The organism is Pseudomonas fluorescens (assembly GCF_902497855.1).
Taxonomy (GTDB): Bacteria; Pseudomonadota; Gammaproteobacteria; order Pseudomonadales; family Pseudomonadaceae; genus Aquipseudomonas; species Aquipseudomonas fluorescens_BI.
Genome location: NZ_CABVHU010000004.1, coordinates 45015 through 69434 on the forward strand (window position 1 = coordinate 45015; position 24420 = coordinate 69434).

A 24420-nucleotide genomic window follows, 5' to 3' on the forward strand; every position below is an offset into this window, starting at 1 on the left:
GGTCAAAGCTCCGCGTACAGGCGACCGGGGTTGAAGATGCCCCGAGGATCGAGTTGTTGCTTCAGGCTGCGGTGGTAGCGCATCAGTGCCTCCGGCAGCGGCTGGAACGGGCTGTCGATCAACCCGTGGCTGTAGCAGGTCACATGCCCGCCGGCCTCTTCGACGATCGCGCGGATGAACGAGGCCTCGGCGTCGGATTTGAGCCAGCGCTGTGCGCCGCCCCAGTCGATCAACTGCCGGCCGGGCAAGGACAGTCGAGGGGTGTTGTGCGGAACCGACAGACGCCAGAGTGGCTGGTCCTCGTCGAAGAAACTCAAGCGATGTTCATTGAGATCCCCCCAATAAGAAGCATCCAGTACCTCGCCACCCAAACGGTCATGGGCCGCCGTCACCGAACCTTCGCCACCCTCGAGCCGCAGGTGCAGGCGCTGGCCGTCGTGACAGGCAGCGCTGATCGGCAGCGGTTGCTGGCCCCATTCCGCCAGGCGCAGCAGGGCGCGATCGCTGTCCATTTCCAGACTGATGCTCAAGCACTGCCGCGGTTTGGGCAGGACCTTGAGCGAGACTTCGGTGATCACCCCCAGGGATCCGTAGCTGCCCGCCATCAGGCGCGACAGGTCGTAGCCGGCGACGTTTTTCATGACTTCGCCACCGAAACGCAAATGCTTGCCGTGGCCAGTGATGACCCGGGTGCCGAGCACGAAGTCCCGCACCGAGCCGGACCAGGGACGGCGCGGCCCCGACAGACCGCTGGCGATCATGCCGCCCACGGTGGCATCGTCGCCGAAGGACGGCGGTTCGCAGGGCAGCATCTGCTGCGCCGCGTCCAGCACCCCGGCCAGCTCAGCCAATGGCGTGCCGCAGCGGGCGGTAATCACCAGTTCGGTCGGGTCGTAGCTGACGATGCCCCGGTGCGAGCGCGTGTCGAGCACTTCGCCGGCGACGATGCGCCCCAGGAACGCCTTGCTGTTGGAACCCTGAATGCGCAACGGCGTGGCGTTTTGCAGCGCCTGGTTGACCTGTTCCAACAGGGTGCGGCTGTCATCCATATCGTGTTCGCCAAGCATCAGAAACGCTCCAGTTCAGGGAAGGGCATCTGCCCCATGTGAACGTGCATGGCGCCAAACTCGGCGCAACGGTGCAGCGTCGGTATGTTCTTGCCGGGGTTGAGCAAGCCGCTCGGATCGAAGGCCGCCTTGACCGCATGAAACAGGGTCAGCTCATCGCTGTTGAATTGCGCGCACATCTGATTGATCTTCTCCCGGCCCACACCGTGTTCGCCAGTAATGCTGCCACCGACCTTGACGCACAATTCGAGGATCTTGCCGCCCAGGGCTTCGGCGCGATCGAGTTCGCCGGGTTGGTTGGCATCGAACAGAATCAGCGGGTGCATGTTGCCGTCACCGGCGTGGAACACGTTGGCCACCCGCAGGTCGTACTCGGCCGACAACGCGGCAATGGCTTGCAGCACGCCGGGCAGTTCGCGACGCGGGATGGTGCCGTCCATGCAGTAATAATCCGGGGAGAGGCGGCCCACCGCCGGGAAGGCATTCTTGCGCCCGGCCCAGAAGCGCACGCGCTCGGCCTCGTCTTTAGCCAGGCGCACTTCGGTGGCGCCGGCCTGTTCCAGCACCTGGCACACGCGGTCGCAGTCGTCATGGACGTCGGCTTCGACGCCGTCGAGTTCGCACAGCAGAATCGCTTCGGCATCCACCGGATAGCCCGCGTGGATGAAGTCTTCGGCGGCGCGGATGGCCAGGTTGTCCATCATTTCCAGGCCGCCGGGGATGATGCCGGCGGCAATGATGTCACCCACGGCGCGCCCGGCTTTTTCAACGGAGTCGAACGCCGCCAGCAGCACCTTGGCGGTCTGTGGTTTGGGCAGCAGCTTGACCGTGACCTCGGTGATGACCCCGAGCATGCCTTCGGAGCCGGTGAACAGCGCCAGCAGATCGAACCCCGGCGAGTCGAGGGCGTTCGAGCCCAGGCTCAGGTGCTCGCCATCGACCGTGAGGATGTCGACCTTGAGCAGGTTGTGCACCGTCAGCCCGTACTTCAGGCAATGCACGCCACCGGCGTTTTCCGCCACGTTGCCGCCGATGGAACAGGCGATCTGCGAGGACGGATCCGGCGCGTAGTACAGGCCGAACGGTGCCGCCGCCTGGGAAATCGCCAGGTTGCGCACCCCCGGCTGGACCCGGGCAGTGCGGGCGGCGGGGTCGATGTGCAGGATGTTGTTGAAGCGCGCCATCACCAGCAGCACGCCTTTTTCCAGGGGCAGCGCACCACCGGACAAACCGGTGCCGGCGCCGCGGGCGACCACCGGGACCTGCAGTTCATGGCAGACACGCAACACGCCTTGCACCTCGTCGAGGTGGCGGGGCAGCACCACCAGCATCGGTGTGGTGCGGTAGGCGGAGAGTCCGTCGCATTCGTACGGTTTGAGTTCTTCGCGCTGATGCAGGATTTCCAGCGCCGGCACGCGCGTTTGCAGCGCCTGGATCAGGGCGGTTCTGTCGACATCAGGCAAGACACCGTCGACGCGTTCATCGTAGAGGATGTTCATAGGCGGTTCACGGCACTCGGTTGTTTTTATTAGAGCCTTGTTTGCGGATAACGCTCACTTGCATCATTGGCCGGAGACGGTCTACTGTCTATGCGTTGTTTGACTGGTCGAACCAGTTTTTTATTCGCTATTTTTTGGTATGGATAAAAAATGCTAAATAAAACATAAGCTTATAAGCATGGTTGCATAGGCATGATTAGGCTGGTTCGACTGGTCATACCAGTTGGAGGGGTGATGGAAAACGTAGAAGCGGGTCGTAACCCACAAGTCGCGGACGTGGTCTGTGAGCGTATAGAACGACTGATTGTCGATGGGGTACTCAAGACCGGGCAGTTGTTGCCATCGGAGCGACGCCTGACCGAAAAGCTCGGCGTCTCACGCACGGCGCTGCGCGAAGGGCTGAAGCTGTTGCGCGCCCGCGGCATCATCAGGACCGAACAGGGCAAGGGCTCATTCGTCGCCGACCTTTCCGGTCACGGTGGCGTATCACCACTGATGCACCTGTTCGGCTCGCAGCCACGCACCCTTTATGACTTGTTCGAAGTGCGCAGCCTGCTCGAGGGCGAATCCGCGCGCCTGGCCGCCCTGCGCGGAACCGACGCCGACTTTGTCCTGATCACCCGCGCTTACGAGGCATTGCTCGATGCCCACAGCCGTTCGCTGCCGGCGTGCGACCATGCCCGGCTCGATCATGCATTTCACCTGGCCATCTGTGAGGCCTCGCACAACCCGGTATTGGTGCAGACCTTGCGCTCGCTGACCGACTTGCTGCTCAACACCGTCTTTGCCTCGGTCAACAACCTCTATCACCGCGAACCGCAAAAACGCCAGATCGACCGCCACCACGCGCGACTCTACAACGCCGTGACCGGGCGCATGCCGGAGCAGGCGCGCAAGGCGGCCATCGCGCATATCCAGAGCCTGTGCGACAACCTCAAGGAAATCGAAGGCGAAGAGCAACGGCTGGTCCGGGCCACGCTGCGACTTGAGGGGTGGACCTGATGCAGCACCTGGATCACTTGTCCTTGCACCTGTTCATCCTGGTCTGCGACGAAGGCACCATCGCCCGGGCCAGCGAGCGGGCCTTCCTCGCACCCTCGGCGGTCAGCAAGCGCATTTCCGACATCGAGGCGCGCTTCGGCACACCGCTGCTCAAGCGCAGCAAGCGCGGGGTCGAACCGACGCCGGCGGGGCTGGCTTTGCTGCGGCATGCGCGGTCACTGACCCGGGCGATGGAACGGCTCGACAGCGAGCTCGGCGAATATGCCGAAGGGGCCCGCGGGCACGTGCGGGTCTTGGCGAACGTGTCGTCGATCATGGAGTTTCTGCCGGAAGAACTCTCCGCGTTCATGCTGGACAACCCGCGCATCCAGGCCGACATCGAAGAGCGTTTCAGCCCCGACGTTGTACGCGGGGTGGCTGAGGGCAATGCCGACCTGGGCATCTGCCGGCGCTCGATGGCCGTGGGCGATCTGGAATTCCTGCCTTACCGCCAGGACCATCTCGCGGTAGTGGTGGCTGGGGGGCATCCCTTGGCCGATCGCAGCAGCATTGCCTTCGAAGAGACGCTGGATTTTGATCATCTTGGGTTGTCGGCCTTCGCCACCCTCAATACCTTCATGCGCGAAGACGCGGTCAAGCATGGCCGGGAGCTGCGTTTCCGCTCCTACGTGTCGTCATTCGATGCCGCGTTCCGCCTGGTGCAGTTCGGGCTGGGCCTGGCGGTGTTCCCGCTGGAAGCGGTGGCGCGCTACGCGCCTCTGTTCGACCTGCGCATCATCCCCCTGACCGACGATTGGGCGCTGGGCGAGTTTGTGATCTGCGTGCGCGATCGTGAGGCCTTGTCGCTGTCGGCGCGTCGATTACTGGACCATCTGCTGCTGCGTGCACCGCCGCGCCAATCGGCGCACTGATCCATCCATCGCGGTTGACGATGGATCAGGCCGTGAATCACGTCTTTTCGACGCCTCGCTGTCTCTCTAGTCTGGGCCTGTGCTTCAGCCTGTGAGAGAACTTCATGACAACAATAACGATCAACGAAGTCGGCATGCGCGATGGTTTGCAGAGCCTGCAAGCCATCATGCCTACCACCGCCAAGCGCCAATGGATCGATGCGGCCTATGCCGCCGGCGTTCGCCATATGGAAGTCGCGTCCTTCGTGCCTGCCAGACTGCTGCCGCAAATGGCCGATGCCAGGGAAGTGGTGGCCCATGCCCTGAGTTACCCCGATCTGGTGGTCTCGGTCCTGGCACCGAACCTGCGCGGCTGCCGCGATGCGCTGGAATCCGGCGCCCACCGTATTATCGCGCCGGTCTCGGTCAGCGCCGCCCATAGCCTGGCCAATGTGCGACGCACTCCGCTGGAAATGGTCGAGGAGCTGGCGCGGATGTGCCAGTTGCGGACCGAGATGGGCTTGCACACTGTTCAGCTGATTGCCGGAATGTCGGTCGCCTTCGGCTGCACCCGCCAGGGCGATGTGCCGCTGAGCGACCTCTGCGAGTTGACCGGCCACGTGCTCGAAGCGGGTTGTGATCTGGTGTCCCTCGGCGACACCACCGGCTACGCCAATCCCGGCCAGGTGGCGACGACCTTGCAGGCGATTCGCGCCATTGCCGGGGACAAGCTCAGGGCCGCGCATTTCCACGACACCCGCGGCCTGGCGCTCGCCAACAGTCTGGTGGCGGTGCAGCAGGGCATCACCGAACTCGATTCGTCCCTGGCCGGGCTGGGCGGTTGCCCGTTCGCCCCGGGCGCCTCCGGCAACACCGTGACCGAAGACCTGGTGTTCATGCTGCAAAGCATGGGCTACGACACCGGCATCGACCTGGCCGCCCTGATCGCTTCACGGCAGGTGCTGCGCGACGCCTTGCCCGACGAAGCCCTTTACGGCTGCATTGCCCGCGCCGGCCTGCCGCTCAATTACACCCCGGCCGCCAGCCGCGCCTGAACCAGTGACGAGGAAAACAATAATGTCCAGACTTCCATTGGACGGCATTCGTGTCGTCGAAATCTCCCACATGGTGATGGGGCCGACCTGCGGGATGATCCTCGGTGATCTCGGCGCCGAAGTGATCAAGATCGAACCGACCCGCGGCGACGGAACCCGCCGGCTGCTCGGTGCCGGCGCCGGGTTCTTTCGCACCTTCAACCGCAACAAGCAGTGCATCGCCATCGACGTCAACACCGCGCAAGGGCGCGATGCCGTACTGGAACTGATCGACACCGCCGACGTGTTCATCGAGAACTTCAAACCCGGGCGCATGCAGGAGCTGGGCTTCGGTTACGAGGCGATTCGTCAACGTAACCCGCGCCTGATCTATGCCTCGCACAAAGGCTTTCTCAATGGGCCGTATGACAATCGCCTGGCCCTGGACGAAGTGGTGCAGATGATGGCTGGCCTGGCCTACATGACCGGTCCCGTCGGCCGTCCGTTGCGCGCCGGCAGCTCGGTGAACGACATCATGGGCGGCATGTTCGGTGCCATCGGCGTGCTTGCCGCGCTCAACGACCGCCACGTCACCGGCGTCGGCTGCGAGGTGCAAAGCGCGCTCTACGAGAACTGCGTGTTGCTCGCCGCCCAGCACATGCAGCAGTACGCCGTGACCGGCCAGGCCGCCGCCCCGATGCCAAACCGCATCAGCGCCTGGGCGATCTATGACGTGTTCGAGTTCGCCGGCGGTGAGCAGATGTTTGTCGCCGCCACCGGCGAAGGGCAGTGGAACGCCTTGTGCCAACTGCTGGGCCAGACCGCGCTGCTCGATGACCAGACCCTCGCCACCAACAACGACCGCGTGCTGCAACGGCCACGGTTGCTGGCGCATCTGGCCGAAGTATTCGCCACCATGGACGCCCAGGCCCTGGCCTTGCAGCTCGAAGCCCACGGCATTCCTTTCGCGCCGATCCGTCGCCCGGAAGAGCTGTTCGAAGATCCGCACCTGCTGCAAAGTGGTGGCCTGGCGAATCTCGAACTCGAAGACGGCTCATTCACGCCCATGCCGTTACTGCCTTTGTCGTTGGATGGCGAGCGCCTGCAACCCCGTCAATCGATTCCGCGCATTGGCGAACATACCCACAAGGTCATGCGTGAGCTCGGATACAGCGACGCGCACATTGCCGAACTGTGTGCCGCTGGTGTTTTGAAAACCGACGCTCGGGCCTGAGGACAAGTTGCCATGGCTATCTATCAATACGACAGGCTGGTCCCCGTGATCCACGCCGAAACCTTCGTCGCCGAAGACGCCACGGTCATCGGCAACGTGACGCTCGAGCAGGGCGTCAGTATCTGGCCCCAGGCCGTGTTGCGCGGCGACAACGAGCCGATTCGCATCGGCCAGCACAGCAACGTGCAGGAAGGCGCGGTGCTGCACGCCGACCCCGGCTTTGCATTGACCGTGGGCGAGGGCGTCACCATCGGCCACCAGGCCATGTTGCATGGCTGCACCATCGGCGACGGTGCGCTGATCGGGATTCAGGCGGTGGTGCTCAATGGCGCGGTGATCGGCAAGAACTGCCTGGTCGGTGCCGGCGCGATCGTCACCGAAGGCAAGGTGTTCCCGGACAACTCGCTGATTCTGGGGGCGCCGGCCAAAGTGGTGCGAGAACTGACCCCTGAAGCCATCGCCGGCATGCATGGCAATGCCCGGGACTATGTCAGTAAAGGCCAGGCCTTCAAGGAAAAACTGATTCGGATCCGTTAAACCCCGTTGAGCAACGTCCTGCAGGATTTTGCTTCTCTCCAATAATTACAAAAACGGAGAAACACCATGGTTGCCATGACTGGCGAAATGGCGCTTGCGCGCAACGACGAAACAATCAACGAGCTACTGCTGTATCGGCGCGTGGCCTGGCGCATCATGCCGCTGGCCATTATCTGCTTTCTGTTTTCCTATTTTGACCGGATCAATATCAGCTTCGCCAAGGTCCAGATGCAACAGGAACTGGGCTTGTCCGATGCGGCCTATGGCCTGGCGGCGAGCATGTTTTTCGTCGGTTATGTACTGTTCGAAGTACCTAGTAGCCTGGGCCTCAAGCGCTACGGCGCGCCGGCCTGGATCTGCCGGATCATGATCTCCTGGGGCCTGGCCACCGCGGCCCTGATGTTCGCCTACACCCAATACACCCTGTACTTCCTGCGTTTTCTGATCGGCGTCATGGAAGCCGGTTTCGGCCCGGCGATCCTGTTCTACCTGGCCTGCTGGTTTCCGAAAAAGCACCTGGCGAAGATGAACGGGCTGTGGTTCCTCTCGGTACCGCTGGCCGGTGCCTTGGGCGGACCTGCGGCCGGTTTCCTGCTTGGGACTATGGATGGCGTGCTCGGCCTGGCGGGCTGGCACTGGTTGTTCCTGATGTCCGGCTTGCCCTGTGTGTTGCTGGGCCTGCTGGTGCTGTGGAAGCTGGACCGCGATATCGAATCGGCCAAGTGGTTGAGCCGGGGCGAGAAAGACCTGCTGGCGGCCAACCTCGAACATGACAGGGCCAGAGCCAAACTGGTGCATGGCTCGCTGTGGCGCGTATTGCTGACCCGGGAAGTGGCGATCATGGCGCTGATCTACTTCGTGATCAAAATGGCCTCCTACGGCATCAATTTCTGGATGCCGCACCTGATCAAATCGTCCGGGGTGCAAAGCGTATTCTGGGTCGGCATGCTGTCATCGCTGCCCTACATCGTGGCGTGCATCGGCATGATCTGGCTGACCCGCCTCTCGGACCGCACCGGCGAGCGCAAGAAGTACCTGGTGATGTGCCTGTTGCTGGCGGCCGTGGGGTACTTGCTGGCCTGCCTGTTCTCCGATTCGTCCTGGGCGATGATGGCGGCGCTGGTGCTGGCCACGGCGGGCACCTTTATCGCGATCCCGATCTTCTGGACCATTCCGCAATCGACCTTCTCCGGGTTGGCGATCGCCAGCGGCACGGCGGCGATCAACTCCATCGGCCAGCTCAGTGGCATGGTCGCACCGGTGATGGTCGGCAAGATCAACGATGTCTCCGGCACCAGCTACATGGGCATGCTCTCCATCGCGCCGATGATTCTGCTCGCGTGCATTGTGGTCGTGTGTTTTGTCAGGAATCCGAAGGCCTGACCCGGTTGTTAAAACAATCTCGCTCCTGACAACAACAATAAAACAGGCACAAACATGACTCCATTCGTTATGCAGCGAGCATCGTTGATGCTCGCGACGGTTTGCTGCGCCTTTCATTCAGCGGCTCAGGCCGGTTTTGTCGACGATGGCAAAGGCAGTCTGGAGCTGCGTAACTTCTACTTCGATCGTGATTTTCACGGTGACTCGGCCACCCAGTCCCGGCGTGGCGAGTGGGCTCAGGGTTTCATGCTGAAGTTGCAATCGGGGTTTACGCCCGGCCCGCTGGGCTTTGGTCTGGATGCCGTGGGCATGCTGGGGATCAAGCTCGACTCCAGCCCGGATCGCTCCGGCAGCGGGTTGTTGCCAAGGGGGGCGGATAAACGTGCGGTCGACGATTATTCAAAAGCGGTCGGCACGTTCAAGGCCAGGCTTGCGCAGACCGAGGTCCGGGTGGGCGGCCTCAGCCCGCAGCTGCCGCTGCTGGCTGCCAATAACAGCCGGCTGTTCCCGCAGTGGTTCAACGGTGCCCAGTTGGTGAGCAAGGACCTGGACAACTTCACCTTCACCGCGCTGGAAGTCGATGCGACCAAGCTGCGTGACTCCACCGATTTCGAAGACCTGACAGCGATGGCGCAACAGGGGGCTTATTCGGCCAGTGTGACGGGTGACCGTTTGTACTATGCCGGTGCTGACTATCAGCCCCTGAAGAATCTAACGCTGAGCTTGCACACCAGCCAGCTGGAAGACCTGTTTCGGCGCGATTTTGCTGGGTTCAAGTACAGGATCGGGCTGGGGCCCGGCGATGTGTTTACCGAGTGGCGCTATTTTTCCGCCCGTGAAACCGGGCGCGAGTTGTTGGGCAAGGTCGATAACCGGACCTTGAGCACCCATTTCGGTTATTCGATCAAGGGCCATACCTTCAGCGGCGGCTACCAGAAAGTCCGTGGCGACACGGCTTACGCGTACGTCGGCGGCACCGACACTTATCTGTTCAGCGAGCAGCAGGTCAGCACCTTCGCCCTGGCCAATGAACGGGCCTGGATGATGCGCTATGACTACGACTTCGCTGCGCTCGGTGTTCCTGGGCTGACTTTCAATGTGCGTTATGTGAAAGGGGACCAGGTCGACCCGACGACTATCAGCAGCGTCAAGGCAGGGGACTTGCGCGCTTCGGGTGGAGAGGGGGAGGAGTGGGAGCGGACGACGGATCTGAGCTACGTCATACAGTCCGGGGCCTTGAAGAATGTTTCGCTGCGCTGGCGAAACGCGACGATGCGCTCGAACTTTGCCGATGCGGCGGATGAGAATCGAGTGATTGTTGGGTACACCATTAACTTTTAGGCGTAGTGATCGTTCCCACGCTCCGCGTGGGAATGCAGCCAGGGACGCTCTGCGTCCCAAGAGCCGAACGCGGAGCGTCCGTTGAAGCATTCCCACGCGGAGCGTGGGAACGATCATACGCGTGGGAACGATCAAATACGCCGCCTTCGCTGCGGTGCGGCGATCCGACAAGCCAGCTTCTACAGGGTTTTGCGTCAATCACTTACCGCCGACCACCATACTGCTGAACGGCTCCACATACGCCTGCAACGTCACCAGGCCACCGACCAGGATGGCCAGAATGATCGAATGGAAGAACACATAACGCAGGATCTCGCCTTCATGGCCGTACCAGCGCGTAGCGGTCGAAGCCACCACGATCGACTGCGCATCGACCATCTTGCCCATGACCCCGCCGGAACTGTTGGCCGCGGCCATCAACACCGGGCTAAGCCCCAGTTGCTCGGCGGTCACCCGTTGCAAGCCGCCAAACAGCACGTTGGAAGCCGTATCCGAACCGGTCAAGGCCACCCCGAGCCAGCCGAGCAAGGTGCCGAACATGGGATAGAAAATGCCCGTCGCGGCGAAGGCCAGGCCCATGGTGGCATCCAGCCCCGAGTAACGCGTAAGGAAACCGAGGGCGAGCATTGCCACGATCGTGATCAGCGAATAACGCACCAGCCAGATCGTTCGCAGGTAATGGTGAATCAGTTGAGGAATGGAGTACCCCATCAACAACCCGCCGAGGATCGCCGACAGCAGGATGCCGCTGCCGGTGGCGGTAAACCAGTTGAACTTGTAGATCGCTTCTTCGGTTTTAGGCACAGGCACCACCGGCGGCACTTTCTCGATCTGCTGGTGAATGGTGGTGAAGGTCAAGGTCGGGGCGAAGATCGGGTTGGCCTCGCGCATCGGCTTGCCTTGCGGGTCAAGTTTGGCCGAATTAGTGACCGGATCGATTGCCGCACGGGTATCGAACATGTTTTTGAAACTCTGGGTGCCCCAGGCGAAGACGAACACCGTGAGGACGATCCAGGGCATCCAGGCACGCATCACGGCCGAGCGGTTTTCGCTGTTGAAGGTGGCGGTGGCCGTGGGTTCGACCTCGTGCTCATCGTCAATCTTCGAGTTGTCTACCCGGCCTGACAGCGCCGCCGAAGTATGGATGGTGGCCGGTTTCCAGACCTTGATAAAGCCGGTCAGGCAGGCCATGGAAATCAGCGCGGCGATCACGTCCACCAGCATCGGCCCGTGGTAGTTGGACACCAGGAACTGCGGCACCGCAAAACTGACCCCGGCCACCAGGATCGCCGGCCAGATTTCCAGCATCTTGCGCCAGCCGGCAAAGGCCCAGATCAGCCAGAACGGCACGATCACCGAGAAAAACGGCAACTGCCGGCCGACCATCATCGACAGTTCCATTTCATCCAGCCCGGTGACCTTGGCCAGGGTGATGATCGGCGTACCCAGGGCGCCGAACGCCACCGGCGCGGTGTTGGCGATCAACGCCAGGCCCGAGGCCGCCAGCGGCGAGAACCCCAGCCCGATCAGGATGGCCCCGGTCACCGCCACCGGCGTGCCGAACCCGGCGGCCCCTTCGAAGAATGCGCCGAAGCAGAAGGCGATCAGTAGCAACTGCAGCCGTCGATCGTCGGTGATGCGGGCCAGCGAGTCCTGCAGCACCTTGAACGAGCCGTTCTCGGTCGTCAGCCGGTGCAGGAAAATGATGTTGAGCACGATCCAGCCAATCGGCAGCAAACCGTTGGCGGCGCCGTATAGTGCGGCGGAACCGGCCATGGTCGCCGGCATGTCGAAGGCGAAGATGGCAATGATCAAGGCCGACCCCAGCGCCATGAGTGCCGCCAGGTGCGCCTTGACATGGAAAAACGCCAGGGCTGCCAGCATCACCACCACCGGCACTGCCGCCATGATGGTTGAAAACACCGGGTTATTGAACGGATCGTAGATTTGCTGCCAGACCATGTTCCACCTCTGCTTTTTATTGTTGGGCATGCAGACCCCGAAGGGGCGGTGGCTTGTAGTATAGGTGGCATTGCGCCGCTGTCCTGGCCGTCCTGCGAGCGGGCTGCACTGAGCTAAGATGGCCAATAGGTGAATGCGCTACTCGCACGTCAACGGGAGGAATGCAGCAATGACTGAACGCCATATACACCACAAGGAAACGCTTTCCAACGGATGCAAGATCGAGGTTAAAGCCGAGATTCTGAAGGACGGATCCCTTGGGATGTTTATCGGTGTTTACCTACCTGACGGTACGGTCATCAATGAAAATCATGACCCAAAACCGCACATGATGGATATGGAAGCCGCGATGGACTGGGGCATCGATATCGCCAAGGGCATCGGGAATAGCCAGAGAACCCTGTGACGTGCGCGGGCCCCTTGTAGGAGCCGGCTTGCCGGCGAAGGCGGCCTCGAGCCTTGCAGTGCCAGTGAAAACGCCTTCGCCGGCAAGCCGGCTCCTACAGGGAAGGCGGTCTCCAGCCTTGCAGCGCTAGTGACAACGCCTTCGCCGGCAAGCCGGTTCCTACAGGGGGTGCGGCGTCAGCTTCCTGCCTGTTTGTTCAACGCCGCTTCCGCCGCGGCGATTTGCGCCTGGCGCTTGACGATCATCTCGCCCACCGGCGGCCCCTGGAAGCGTCGCGCTTCAAAGCCGAACCAGATGATGGCCGTCAGCACCAGGAACCCGATGGTGATGTACAGCGCCCAATCGTTCGGCGGCTGGATGCCGATGACGAAAATGATCACCATCGACAGGATCGACAGGATGGCAAAGAACGAGTACCAGAAGCGCCCCATGTTCCACGGGCCCATGGTCGGCCACTTCGCGGTGCCGTAGGCGAACAGGCCGAGCACAATGGGGATAACGAAGGAGAAGAACAGAAAGATCACCGTGCAGGACACTACGATGGTATAGACCGGCGTTGCACCAATCGAAATCACCGACGAGCCCCAGACGAACAACACCGCCAGGGTTGCCCCGGTCCAGATCGCCGGCACCGGGCTGCGGTGGGTCGGCGAGACCGTGGCCAGGGCTTTCGAGAACGGCAGGCCGCCGTCGCGGGAGAAGGCGAAGATCATCCGCGAGACCGAGGTCACGGTGGCCAGCCCGCAGAGAAACTGCGAGATGAAAATCGCCAGGTACAGCGCCGTCTTGACGGTCGGGTTGACCTGAGTGTCCATCGCCCAGAAAAACACGTTCCATCCCTTGGTCGCCGCTTCGTCCATGCTCGGCAACATCAGCACGAACGAGCTGAGCATCAGCCAGCCAAACAGCAGCGACCAGACCACCGACATGACCATGCCGACCGGTACCGACATCGCCGCGTTTCGGGTTTCCTCGGAGGTATGCGCGGAGGCGTCATAGCCGGTGATGGTGTAGATCGGCAAGAGCAGCCCGAGCATGAAAATCCAGGCGTTGGAGACTTGTGGCCAGACGCTGCCGCCGGCCTCCCCGGAATAGTTGCCAAAGGTCACCAGTCTGACGAATTCATAGCTGGGGGCCGCGATCAGGCACACGATGGTCAGTGCGATCGCCGTCGCGAAGATCAGATAGCCCGAGAAGTCGGTGAGCTTTGCGGTCAGGCCGATGCCGAAATGGTTACACAGGGCCTGGATGCCGGTGAGGATCGCCAGGAAGATCACCCGGGTCGTGGTCGTATCTTCCATGCCCAGGGCCGGTCCGAAAGCCCCGAAAAAGAAGTAGTAAGTGCCGACGTTGATCGCACCGAGCACCGTCACCAGCCCCAGCAGGTTGAACCAGGCCGTCAGCCAGCCGGTGAAGCGGTTACCGAGAATCGAACCCCAGTGATACAGACCGCCAGCGGTGGGGTAGGCCGAGGAAATCTGCGCCATGGCCATGGCAAAGACCCCGGAAATCAGGCAACCGATCGGCCAGCCGATGCCGATTGACGCACCACCCGCACCCGAGGTGCCCTGGGCCAGGGAGTTGATGCCCCCCGAGAGGATGCAGATGATTGAAAAGGAAATGGCAAAGTTGGAGAAAACCCCCATTCGTCGCGAGAGCTGCTGGGCATAGCCCATGCTGTGCAGCACCTTGACGTCATCGTCTTGCGGCGCGCCGGTGCCGGGCTGGCTTGCTGGGTTCATTTGGTGTGCTCCTTCAGTTTCTGGAACAGGCCGAACTTCGCCGCCGTAGGCTGCAGCCCTGGTTTTATGTAGGAGCGAGCTTGCTCGCGATGGACGTTAACGAAAACGCGTGCTTTCTGAATAAACGCGTCGCCCTTGAGTCCATCGCGAGCAAGCTCGCTCCTACAGACGGCCGTGAAAAGCCGCGTCGAAAATCTCGGCCGCGCCGGCCCGGGTCAACGGCAGCGGGTTGCCGCCGGCCGAGGGGTCGACAACCGCCATGTCCGCGATCAGGTCGGCCTGTCGATCATCCACGCCCAGCTCGAACAGCGTGTGCGGCACGCCGATGTCCTTGCGCAGTTTGAGCACGAACGCGAGGAAGCTGTCGAAACCCGGGGAGGGCAGGCGCAGCCAGGCCGCCAGGCGCGTGATGCGTTCTTCGATGGCCGGGCGATTGAACTTCAGGACATAGGGCATCAAGGTGGCGTTGGTCATGCCGTGATGGGTGTCGTACAGCGCGCCTATCGGATGGGCGAGGGCGTGCATCCCGCCCAGGCCTTTCTGGAACGCGGTGGCGCCCATCGCCGCTGCCGCAAGCATCTGCCCGCGCGCCTCGAGGTCGGAGGGCATGTGCACGGCCCGGACCAGGGCGTTGGCCACCAGGCGCATGCCTTCCACGGCGATGCCCTCGGCCATGGGGTGAAAACCGGGGGCGCAGTAGGCCTCCAGGCAGTGCGAAAACGCATCCATGCCGGTACCGGCGGTGACCTTGGCCGGCATGCCGATGCTCAGGGCCGGGTCGCTGATGACCACCCGCGGCATCATTTTCGGGTGAAAGATGATGCGTTTGGTGTGGCTGCCCTCGTCGATGATCACCGCTGCGCGGCCCACTTCCGAGCCGGTACCCGCCGTCGTCGGCACCGCGATCACCGGCGCTATGCTGTCTTCGTCGGCCCGGGTCCAGTAGTCGCCGATGTCTTCGAAATCCCAGACCGGTCGCGTCTGGCCGCTCATGAAGGCGATGAGCTTGCCCATGTCCAGGCCGCTGCCTCCGCCGAAGGCGACCACCCCATCGTGCTTGCCGGCGCGCCAGGCATCGAGCCCGCCCGCCAGGTTGGCTTCGACCGGATTGGGCTTGAGGTCGCAAAACAATGCCACGCCAAGACCGGCGGCACGCAGGGCCTCCAGTGCGGCGGTGGTGATCGGGGCGCGGGCCAGGCCACTGTCGGTGACCAGCAACGGTCGCTCGATGCCCTGGCTGCGGCAGGTCTCGGCCAGTTCGGCAATGCGGCCGGCACCGAAGCGGATGCTGGTGGGGTAGTTCCAGTTCGCGGTCAGGCTCATGGCTCAGCTCTCATGTTTCAACCCTCATGCCTCAAGTCTCGTGGCGCAAATGAAAGGACTTCGCCCGGGTCAGATGTTCGTAGCCCAGACGCGATAGCGTGACGCCGCGCCCGCTGTTCTTGACCCCGGTCCAGGCCAGGGCCGGGTCGAGGTAATCGCAGCGGTTCATGAACACCGTGCCGGTGTCGATCTGGTTACCTAGGTGTTCGGCGGCGGCGAGGTGTTGGGTCCAGATGGACGCGCTGAGCCCGAACTCACTGTCGTTCATCAAGGCGATGGCTTCATCGTCGCTGGCCACCGGCATGATGCCGACCACCGGCCCGAAGCTTTCCTCGCGCATCACCGACATCTGATGGCTGACATCGACCAATACCTGCGGTGCGAGGTAGGCACTGCCCGGCGCATCGGCGGGAAAGGCCCTTGGGTCGATCAGCGCCCGGGCGCCCTGTGTCAGGGCTTTGGCGATCTGATCGCGGACGAAATCAGCGGCGCCACGCGACACCATCGGGCCGAGCGTGGTGGCTTCGTCCAGCGGATTGCCCAGCACGTACTGGCGAGTCAAGGTAACGAATCGCTCGACAAAGGCCGGGTAGAGTTGTTCATCGACATAGATGCGCTCGACCGCGCAGCAGCTCTGTCCGGAGTTGAAGAAGCTGCCGTCCACCAGGCTTTCCACCGCGTGCTCAAGGTTGGCGTCGGCCCGGACATAGGCCGGGTCTTTGCCGCCAAGCTCCAGGCCCACCCCGACGAACTCTCCGAGGGCAGCGTGTTCCATGCTCTTGCCACCTTCCACTGAACCTGTGAAGTTCACCTGCCGCACACGTCCAGAGGCAATGATCGCCCCGGTATAAACATGACTGAGCAGCAGGTTCTGAAACAGCCCATCGGGCAGATGGGCGCGGCGAAACGCCTCGGCAAACCGTTCGCCGACCAGCAGCGTTTGTGACGCGTGTTTGAGGATGACGCTGTTGCCGGCCATCAGCGCGGGAATGATGGTATTCACTGCCGTCAGATAGGGGTAATTCCAAGGGGCGACGACCAATACCGTACCCAGCGGCTCGCGCTTGATAAAACGCCGAAAGCCCGCGATGGGCGTGGGCTCGAGCGCTGCCAACGCTTCAGGCGCAATGGCGATCATATGCCGGGCACGCTCTTCGAACCCGCGCAGCTCGCCTGCACCGAAGCGCACCGGGCGGCCCATCTGCCAGGCCAGTTCCGGCACGATTTCAGCCTGCATGGCCAACATGGCGTCCACTGCGGCGCTGCAGAAGGCGGCGCGTTCGCCCAGGGGCCGGCGTTTCCATGACGCCTGGGCCGCTTGCGCAGCCACCAAAGCCTCGTCGATCTGCCCGGCATCGGCGCAGCGGCGTTCGGCATAGACCCGGCCATCGACCGGCGAGATGAGCTGAATCGTTGAGGTCATGATCTTCTCGATAAAGGCTGCTCAGTAGCGCTCGAAACCGCGCTGCAGTTCCCAGTCGGTAATCCGCCGGTCGTACTCCTTCTGCTCCCATTCGGCGGTATGCACGTAGTGGTCGATCACGTCATCACCGAATGCCTCGCGCAACATGCTCGACGCCTGGAGCGCGGAGCAGGCATCGCGCAGGGTCTTGGACACTTCCGGCAGGTGCTCGTCGACGTAGGCATCGCCTTCAAAAGGCGGCACGAGCTCAAGCTTCTCGTCGATACCGGCCAGGCCCGCGGCAATCAAGGCGGCGAACGCCAGGTACGGGTTGAGGTCGGCGCCGCCGATGCGACATTCGATGCGGATGGCTTTGCTGTCCTCGGCGCACAAGCGAAAGCCCGCAGTGCGATTGTCCCGGCTCCAGACCGCCCGCGTCGGGGCAAACGTGCCGGCCTGGAACCGCTTGTAGGAGTTGATGTAGGGCGCGAGAAAACAGGTGATGTCATTGGCGTACTTGAGCTGCCCGGCGACCCAGGCGCGCATCAGCTTCGACATGCCGAACTCGGCCTTGGCGTCGAAAAAGAGCGACTTCTTGCCATTTTTGTCCCACAGCGAATTGTGGATGTGGCTGCTGGAACCGGCCGCGTCATAGCGCCACTTGGCCATGAAGGTGATCGCCTTGCCCTGCAGCTGCGCGATCTCCTTGCAGGCGTGCTTGATGATGACGTGGTGGTCGGCCATGGTCAGGGCATCGGCATACCGGATGTTGATCTCTTCCTGGCCTGGGCCCCATTCGCCCTTGGAGTTTTCCACGGGAATACCCGAGGCCTGCAGGTGCTTGCGAATCGCCCGCAACACCGGTTCCTCGCGGGTGGTCTGCAGGATGTTGTAATCCTCGATGTAATGACCGGCCGTCTTGGGCTGGTGGTAGTTGCGGTTGTGGATGGCCTCGTAGCTCTCGTCGAACAGGTAGAACTCCAGTTCCGAGGCGAACATGCCGGTATAATCGCGCTGGCGCAGTCGCTCGATCTGCTTTTTCAGAATCGCCCTCGGGCTGTGCGGCAAGTCCTGGCGATGGTGATGATCGAGTACGTCGCACAACACCAGTGCCGTGCACTCCAGCCACGGCACCCGGCGCAACGTGGCCATGTCCGGCTTGAGCACGAAGTCGCCATAGCCTTTACTCCAGCTGGCGGCGGCGTAACCCGGCACCGGCTCCATGTCGATGTCGTCGGCCAGCAGGTAATTGCAGCAGTGGGTTTCTTCATGGCCACTGTCGATGAAAAACTCGACCTGGAAGCGCTTGCCGACCAGTCGCCCCTGCATGTCGGCCATGCACACCAGCACGGTATCGATTTCGCCGGCAGCCGCGGCACGCTTGAGTTGGTCGAAACTGAGGAGGGGCTCGGTCATCACGTCAGTCCTGCACGAGGGGGTTGGACCTTTCCGAATAGCTGTTGCAGACGCTCTCCAGAAAAAACCAAAACCTGCAGACACGAGCATCGTGGGCAATGAGCTGTTCTTAGCTTAGCTTACTGTTGGAATGCGCAAGTTTCGCCAATCGACGCCGGACAAATCGGGCCGAACAGGCTCGCGAGGAGACAGAGATGGGTAAGAAAAGAGAGCACAACACCTACCGACAACTGAAAAAGCAGTACCCGGATTACCTGGCCGCCGTGCAAGCTCTGGGTACGGCGGTGCGGCATGCCGGCCCACTGGACGATGCAGTGGTCCAGCTGATCCAACTCGGTGCTGCGGCAGCCATTCGCTCCGAAGGCGCCGTGCACAGTCATGCCAGGCGGGCACTGGAAGCGGGCGCGACGCCAGAGCAGATCCGTCACGCATTGATCGCGCTGACGAGCACGATCGGTTTCCCCACCGTCGTCGCGGCCATCAGCTGGGCGGAGGATGTGCTCGAGCAATGAACGGGCAACCATTTACCTTGTTTGCTTCGCGCGGCTACACAGGGCGATGGCCAGTGCCGTGACGATCAGCCCCAGCGCGACGGCGAAGGTGATCCGCATGCCGTTGGCAACCGCCTCGGGGTGCGCCTTGGTGATCTCGGCCGTCGCCGAGGCCAGCGCAAACACCGCGCCCAAGGCGCTGGCCCCGGTGATGAGTCCCAGATTGCGCGAGAGGTTGAGCAGGCCGGAAATGACGCCCCGCTGATCCGGCGCCACATCGGCCATGACTGCGGTGTTGTTGGCGGTCTGGAACAGCGCGTAGCCGAGGGTGACGAACACCATGGGCGCGAGGTAGCCGCCGATGCCAAGCGTCCGGGGCGACACCGCCAGCGCGAGGCAACCGGCCGCCATCGCGATGAGCCCGGCGAGGGTCATGCGTTGCGCGCCAAACCGGTCGGCGATCCGGCCTGCGGGCACCCCCGTCAGCGCCACCACAAACGGTCCGGCCGACAGCACCAGCCCGACCCTGACGGCATCCAGTCCGAGTGCCTGCGAGAGGTAGAAGGGGCCGACCACCAGCGTCGCCATCATCACCGTCGCCACCAGTGTGCTCATGGTGAGGCTGGCGCTGAGCAGCGGGTCGAGCAGCAGCGCCAACCGGATCAAGGGTGAGCCGACTCGGGACTGGACGAAGACGAAGAGGGCGCCGCCCACACCCGCCGCCACCAGCAACGCCAGGTTGAGGTGACCGAAGCTGCCGCGTCCGAGCGTCATGGCCAGGGCGTAGGCCCCAAGCGTCAGCGCCAACAGTAGTGTGCCCAGCGAGTCGAAGCGGGCGTGCCCGGACCTGGCTATCTGGCGATCAGCGGGCAAGTGGCGATGCGCGAGCCATCCCGTCAGCAAACCCAGCGGCACGGTGATCAGGAAGAGCGCCTGCCAGCCGAAACCGGCGATCAGCATGCCACCCAGGGACGGCCCCATCGCGGTGCCAATGGCCGACATCGTCCCCAGCAACCCCATGGCGCTGCCGGTTTTGTCCTTCGCCACCGTCTCGCCAACGAAGGCCATGGTCAGCGCCATCATGATTGCCGCGCCGAGGCCCTGCAGTGCCCGGGCGCCAATCAGCAACCACAGGGTCGGCGCCAGGGCGCACAAGGCCGAGGCCAGGGAGAACAGGCCGATGCCGCCCAGCAGCAGGCGTCGACGACCGATGAGGTCGCCGAGCCGACCGACGCTGACGATCAGGGTGGTGATCGCCAGCAGATAAGCGAGGACGACCCATTGCACCTGCTGAAACGGGGCGTCGAATACGGCGGCCAGGGTCGGCAGGCCGACATTGGCGATGCTGGTGCCGAGCGAGGACAGCAATATCGACAGCGCCAGGCTGGCCAGTGCCCATCGTACCGAAGCCGTGGTTTGCACGGAGTCTGCTACTGCAATAGTTGGCTTCATCTTGCCCCTCTTTCATGAAGTCGCTCCCGAAGTGGAGCTGTCACAAAGGTACGCTCGGGCCTAACATGGCGGAAGGCGCAGCAGTTGAAGTTGATAAGTGCGTCAAACGCCATATCACCACCGCCCAGGGGCGATCCATGTCCACTCCCGATTTCAATCTGCTGGTCACCCTCGATGTGCTGCTCGCCGAAGGCAGCGTTGCGCGCGCCGCCAAACGCTTGCGGCTGAGCCCGTCGGCGATGAGCCGGGCGCTGGCGCGCTTGCGCGAAACCACCGGTGATCCGCTGCTGGTCAGGGCCGGACGGGGCCTGGTGCCGACACCCCGGGCGCTGGAACTGCGCGAGCGGGTCTGCCAGTTGGTGCAGGACGCGGAAGCGGTGCTGCGGCCGGCCGAGCAGCCGGACCTCAGCCAACTCAGCCGCACGTTCACCCTGCGCAGCAGTGAAGGTTTCGTCGAGAATTTCGGCGCGGCGCTCATCGCGCGCATGGCCGGGCAAGCGCCAGGGGTGCGCCTGTGCTTCATGCACAAACCCGACAAGGACAGCACGGCATTGCGCGACGGCACGGTCGATCTCGAGACGGGCGTAGTGGGCAAGTCGGCCAGCCCCGAACTGCGGACACAGGGCTTGTTTCGCGACCGATTGATTGGCGTTGTACGCAACGGACATTCACTGGCTCAGGGCGAAATCACGCCCGCCCGGTTTGCGGCGGGCAGCCACATCAGCGTGTCCCGGCGGGGGCTCGACAGGGGGCCGATCGATAACGCCCTGACGCCGCTTGATCTGGAACGGCAGATAGTGACCATCGTCGCCGGTTTCTCGACCGCTTTGGCGCTGGCCCGGGCCACGGACCTGATCGCCAGTGTTCCTGAACGGCATACGGCCAGCCTGCGCGAAGGGATGCACAGCTTTGCTTTGCCCTTTGCTGTGCCGACGTTCACCGTGGCCATGTTGTGGCACCCGCGGCTGGATGCGGATCCTGCCCACCGGTGGTTACGCAGCTGTGTTCGTGAAGTGTGTACGCAGCAAGGGAGCGTGACGTTGCCAAGTTGATCTCCTGTATATATATTCATTGTTGTTAAGTTTATGTAACGCTCTAAGACGCTTAGTGTCGCTTGTCATAACGGCACATCATTTCGATATAATAGTATTTTGAACTTATTAATTGAGATGAGGTATAGAGAGGTGCGCTCTTGCTGAAAGTGTGAAGCTTTCTCTTTTGCAATCAGGTCAACGTTATATGGCTTATTGCTATCGATCGTGGCAATCAAGAAGTGGAATGTAATAGGGTCTATTGATGTGGCGGTGGTCTGCTAACTGCATGAATTAAAAATAAATCTATAACTTTTGAAGGTGCGGTTTTCCGGCTTGAATTATAAGTCGCGACGATGGGCTTTCGCGTTCGTCGAATTCAAGCGAGCAACTTCGCAATAACAGATGCATTTTTCCGTCTTGATGCTAGTGTTGTTTATCTTCCTGTCACCCATGCGCTTATCTACCTCTAGAGGCGAGCGTGATGCCGACTTCACATCCGCGGATTGCGATACTCGGTCACAGGGGTTCAGACTTGAACCTTGCGCAGCATGAACACTTTACCGATCTCGGCAGCCTGCTGGCGGTGGCCGTGTTTGATGTATTGCTGCTGGACATGCCAGGGGCCTATGCCGGACGAATGTTGCGCAAGTTACGTTTGCTGCCCCCTTATCGCTACCGCCTGATTTACTGTTGCCGCGATCAGGACGGCTGGTGCGAAGCCTTGGGTGATGGCGTCTGTCCTATGGAGCCCAGCGAGATAAAAGCACGCTGGGACCTGTGGCAGGAGCGTTTCAGTTTGCTCAGGCAGGGACCGGCACCAGAACGCTTTGAAAGTCGGGTACTCGCCTGGCTGTGGTTGCGCGACGCTTCCCAGGTGTATGCCCTGCGGGACCCGGAAGTACCCCAACACTATCGCTACCCATTGCTGGATGCCCTGGCTGACAGCGAACAGATCAATTCATTCGCCTGGCTCGCGTTGATGGTGCAACAGGATTGGCTGGAGGAGGGGGTGCTGGTCGATCGCGTTCGCCTGTGCCCGGACTGTGGTTCGGGCCGGCTCAACTTCATTGACGTGTGTACCGAATGCCAGGCCCTGGATATCGCCCGCCAGCCGTCCTTGCACTGTTTCACCTGCGGGCATATCGGCGCGCAGGAATCCTTTCTCAAGGACGGGGTGTTGCTTTGCCCCAACTGCCTGAACCGCTTGCGCCATATCGGCAGTGACTACGATCGGCCGATGGAGAACTATCGTTGTCGCTCGTGCCAGGCATTTTTTGTCGATGCCGATGTGCAGGCGCGCTGCCTGGACTGCGGCTTGGCACACACCCCTGACCAGTTGCGCGTGCGCGAAGTCAGGGATTTCCGCCTGGCCGAGGCGGGTCGCTTCCGCTGTCGCCAGGAGTTCAGCGATCGCTCGGGCCGGCACTTCGGTCGGCTCAATTTGCTCGGCGGCAAGGACTTCTATGATCTGTTGAGCTGGCAGATCCTGCTCGCGCGGCGCTACCCACCGCCGGCTTTTTCGTTGATAGGCCTGCGCTTCGTCAACCTGGCCGGGACCTTGTCGCTCCTTGGCGAGCACCGCTGCCATGCCTTCATCGATAGCCTGGCGGACCGGTTAAAGGAGTCCGTGCGGGAAACCGACCGGTGTTCGCGCAGCACCGAAGAGTTCTTCTGGATCATGCTCCCGCATACCGATGCCAAGGGGCTGGAATGCGTAAAACAACGCCTGGGCCGGGTGGCCGAGCTGTTTTCCGCGCCGGAAGTCAGTGACATTTCCCTGCGCGTCATCACCCTCACCGCACCCCAGGACCTGCTCGATCAGGAAAATGGCGAACTGTTGCTGGCCCGTCTGGCCAGTGAGCTGGGGTGAGGGGCATGGGCCCGCTACTGGAGCAGCTCTACTATGCACTCGGCGAGCTCGCGGGGCCGGATGGCTTGAGCCGCCTGTTCTATATGTTGTTTCCCTTGTTCATGATCTTTGAATTGCCCATGACGATCATGGTGCTGCTGGGCGTGTTGCGCTGGTTTGCCCGGCGGCGCAGCAGTGTGCCGAAGATCAGTACATACCGCCCCAGGGTTTCTTGCATCATCACCTGCTACAGCGAGGGGATGGACGTGCAGACCACCCTGTTGAGCCTGTGCGAGCAGACCTACCCCGGCCACATCGAAATGATTCCGGTGGTGGACGGGGCCACGATGAACCAGGCGACGCTCAACGCCGTGCGCCGTTTCCACGTGGATCCGCAGCTTTATCCCCGGCGCCATTTGCGCCCGATCGCCAAATGGCAGCGGGGCGGGCGGGTGTCGTCATTGAACGCCGGCCTGTCGCTGGCCAGCGGTGAAATCGTGATGGCGCTGGACGGCGATACTTCCTTCGACAACAACATGGTCAGCGCCATCGTGCGCCATTTCGAGGACCCCTCGGTGCCGGCGGTCGCCGGCAGCCTGCGCGTGCGCAACGTCTGGGCCTCCTGGGTCACGGCGATGCAGGCGCTGGAATACCTGTTGTCGATCCATATGTCGAAAATCGGCCTGGCCGAATGGAATCTGGTCAACAACGTCTCGGGGGCTTTTGGCGCCTTCCGCCGCAGTTTTCTGGTGAAAATCGGCGGCTGGAACACTCACACCGCCGAGGATCTGGACCTGACGCTGCGCATCAAAAGCTACTTCAAGCGCCACAACCTGCGGATCCCCTTCGAGCCGGAAGCGATCGGCCATACCGACGCACCGGCCACCCTGCGCCAGTTCCTGATGCAGCGCCTGCGCTGGGATGGCGACCTGTTTTTCCTGTACGTCAGGAAGCACAACCACAACATCGACCCCAAGTTGCTGGGCTGGCCGAGCTTTTTGATGATCCTGGTCAGCGGCTTCTTTTTTCAGTTGGTGCTGCCGTTCATCATCCTCAGCTACACCTTGCTGGCGTTGTTCATCCTGCCGGGCAGGACGCTGCTGTTCCTGTTCGTCCTGATCTATCTGCTGTACCTGCTGATCACCGTACTGATGTTCGGCGCCATGATGTTGCTGGTGTCGGACCGGCCGCGACAAGACATGGTCCTGGGATTGCTGGTGCCGGTCTTTCCGCTGTTCATGCTCCTCATGCGCTGCTGGAGCGCGGTGGCCATGCTCAACGAGATGTTTCGTCGCGGCCATGAAGAAAGCTCGATGGCGCCCTGGTGGGTACTTAAACGGGCCACGAGGTTTTGAT

At 62.2% G+C, this 24420-nt stretch carries 20 protein-coding genes; 12 read left to right on the forward strand and 8 right to left on the reverse strand.

The features are described 5' to 3' along the window. Nucleotides 1–2: 2 nt before the first annotated feature. Together glcE and glcD are read right to left on the reverse strand one after the other, a co-directional pair. A complete protein-coding gene (glcE, locus tag F8N96_RS10020) occupies nucleotides 3–1067 on the reverse strand; it encodes a glycolate oxidase subunit GlcE (RefSeq protein WP_150797658.1) in 1065 nt (354 codons plus the stop codon). After that, nucleotides 1067–2566: a glycolate oxidase subunit GlcD gene (gene glcD, locus F8N96_RS10025; RefSeq protein ID WP_150797659.1), complete on the reverse strand. Its 1500-nt coding sequence runs from the start codon at nucleotides 2564–2566 to the stop codon at nucleotides 1067–1069. The genes glcE and glcD overlap by 1 nt, the downstream gene beginning before the upstream one ends. 234 nt (nucleotides 2567–2800) lie before the next feature. Between glcD and glcC the strand changes: the two genes are divergently transcribed. The 7 genes from glcC to F8N96_RS10060 all read left to right on the forward strand — a co-directional run bounded on the left by glcC (nucleotide 2801) and on the right by F8N96_RS10060 (nucleotide 9987). Beyond that, nucleotides 2801–3568 (forward strand): transcriptional regulator GlcC, encoded by a 768-nt coding sequence (gene glcC, locus F8N96_RS10030; protein WP_150797660.1) that lies wholly within the window; start codon nucleotides 2801–2803, stop codon nucleotides 3566–3568. Beyond that, nucleotides 3568–4479, forward strand: coding sequence for a LysR family transcriptional regulator (locus F8N96_RS10035; protein ID WP_150797661.1), 912 nt, complete (start codon nucleotides 3568–3570; stop codon nucleotides 4477–4479). The genes glcC and F8N96_RS10035 overlap by 1 nt, the downstream gene beginning before the upstream one ends. Nucleotides 4480–4583: 104 nt before the next feature. Beyond that, nucleotides 4584–5513 carry a hydroxymethylglutaryl-CoA lyase gene (locus tag F8N96_RS10040; protein WP_150797662.1) on the forward strand — a complete coding sequence of 310 codons (930 nt, stop codon included), beginning with the start codon at nucleotides 4584–4586 and terminating at the stop codon, nucleotides 5511–5513. A gap of 22 nt (nucleotides 5514–5535) precedes the next feature. Continuing rightward, nucleotides 5536–6726: a CaiB/BaiF CoA transferase family protein gene (locus F8N96_RS10045; RefSeq protein WP_150797663.1), complete on the forward strand. Its 1191-nt coding sequence runs from the start codon at nucleotides 5536–5538 to the stop codon at nucleotides 6724–6726. A 12-nt stretch (nucleotides 6727–6738) separates the two neighbouring features. Beyond that, nucleotides 6739–7263, forward strand: coding sequence for a gamma carbonic anhydrase family protein (locus F8N96_RS10050; protein WP_150797664.1), 525 nt, complete (start codon nucleotides 6739–6741; stop codon nucleotides 7261–7263). Nucleotides 7264–7329: 66 nt separating this feature from the next. After that, nucleotides 7330–8646 carry an MFS transporter gene (locus tag F8N96_RS10055; RefSeq protein ID WP_150797665.1) on the forward strand — a complete coding sequence of 439 codons (1317 nt, stop codon included), beginning with the start codon at nucleotides 7330–7332 and terminating at the stop codon, nucleotides 8644–8646. A gap of 54 nt (nucleotides 8647–8700) precedes the next feature. Next, on the forward strand, nucleotides 8701–9987 hold the full coding sequence (locus F8N96_RS10060) for an OprD family porin (protein WP_150797666.1): 1287 nt from the start codon (nucleotides 8701–8703) through the stop codon (nucleotides 9985–9987). 198 nt (nucleotides 9988–10185) lie between these two features. Here the strand turns inward: F8N96_RS10060 and F8N96_RS10065 are convergent, their stop codons facing one another. Beyond that, the gene (locus F8N96_RS10065) at nucleotides 10186–11949 is read right to left on the reverse strand and encodes an L-lactate permease (protein WP_150797667.1); all 1764 of its coding nucleotides are present in this window, start codon (nucleotides 11947–11949) and stop codon (nucleotides 10186–10188) included. A gap of 169 nt (nucleotides 11950–12118) precedes the next feature. Here F8N96_RS10065 and F8N96_RS10070 point away from each other — a divergent pair, with 169 nt between their 5' ends. Continuing rightward, nucleotides 12119–12355 (forward strand): hypothetical protein, encoded by a 237-nt coding sequence (locus F8N96_RS10070; RefSeq protein ID WP_150797668.1) that lies wholly within the window; start codon nucleotides 12119–12121, stop codon nucleotides 12353–12355. Between the two features lie 176 nt (nucleotides 12356–12531). Here the strand turns inward: F8N96_RS10070 and F8N96_RS10075 are convergent, their stop codons facing one another. From F8N96_RS10075 to F8N96_RS10090, 4 genes are all read right to left on the reverse strand, one after another. Beyond that, nucleotides 12532–14097, reverse strand: a complete 1566-nt coding sequence (locus F8N96_RS10075) for an amino acid permease (RefSeq protein ID WP_150797669.1) — start codon at nucleotides 14095–14097, stop codon at nucleotides 12532–12534. Nucleotides 14098–14259: 162 nt separating this feature from the next. Then, nucleotides 14260–15420 carry an iron-containing alcohol dehydrogenase gene (locus tag F8N96_RS10080; protein WP_150797670.1) on the reverse strand — a complete coding sequence of 387 codons (1161 nt, stop codon included), beginning with the start codon at nucleotides 15418–15420 and terminating at the stop codon, nucleotides 14260–14262. 31 nt (nucleotides 15421–15451) lie between these two features. Continuing rightward, the gene (locus F8N96_RS10085) at nucleotides 15452–16843 is read right to left on the reverse strand and encodes an aldehyde dehydrogenase family protein (RefSeq protein WP_150797671.1); all 1392 of its coding nucleotides are present in this window, start codon (nucleotides 16841–16843) and stop codon (nucleotides 15452–15454) included. 21 nt (nucleotides 16844–16864) lie between these two features. After that, on the reverse strand, nucleotides 16865–18238 hold the full coding sequence (locus F8N96_RS10090; protein ID WP_150797672.1) for a glutamine synthetase family protein: 1374 nt from the start codon (nucleotides 18236–18238) through the stop codon (nucleotides 16865–16867). A 194-nt stretch (nucleotides 18239–18432) separates the two neighbouring features. Between F8N96_RS10090 and F8N96_RS10095 the strand changes: the two genes are divergently transcribed. Next, nucleotides 18433–18750: a carboxymuconolactone decarboxylase family protein gene (locus F8N96_RS10095; RefSeq protein WP_064678190.1), complete on the forward strand. Its 318-nt coding sequence runs from the start codon at nucleotides 18433–18435 to the stop codon at nucleotides 18748–18750. Between the two features lie 12 nt (nucleotides 18751–18762). Here the strand turns inward: F8N96_RS10095 and F8N96_RS10100 are convergent, their stop codons facing one another. Then, nucleotides 18763–20181, reverse strand: a complete 1419-nt coding sequence (locus F8N96_RS10100; RefSeq protein WP_150797673.1) for an MFS transporter — start codon at nucleotides 20179–20181, stop codon at nucleotides 18763–18765. 137 nt (nucleotides 20182–20318) lie between these two features. Here F8N96_RS10100 and F8N96_RS10105 point away from each other — a divergent pair, with 137 nt between their 5' ends. The 3 genes from F8N96_RS10105 (at nucleotide 20319) to F8N96_RS10115 (ending at nucleotide 24419) form a co-directional block, all read left to right on the forward strand. After that, nucleotides 20319–21233, forward strand: coding sequence for a LysR family transcriptional regulator (locus F8N96_RS10105; protein WP_150797674.1), 915 nt, complete (start codon nucleotides 20319–20321; stop codon nucleotides 21231–21233). A 463-nt stretch (nucleotides 21234–21696) separates the two neighbouring features. Then, nucleotides 21697–23085 (forward strand): diguanylate cyclase, encoded by a 1389-nt coding sequence (locus tag F8N96_RS10110; protein ID WP_150797675.1) that lies wholly within the window; start codon nucleotides 21697–21699, stop codon nucleotides 23083–23085. A gap of 5 nt (nucleotides 23086–23090) precedes the next feature. Beyond that, a complete protein-coding gene (locus F8N96_RS10115; RefSeq protein WP_150797676.1) occupies nucleotides 23091–24419 on the forward strand; it encodes a glycosyltransferase family 2 protein in 1329 nt (442 codons plus the stop codon). Nucleotide 24420: the final 1 nt, after the last annotated feature.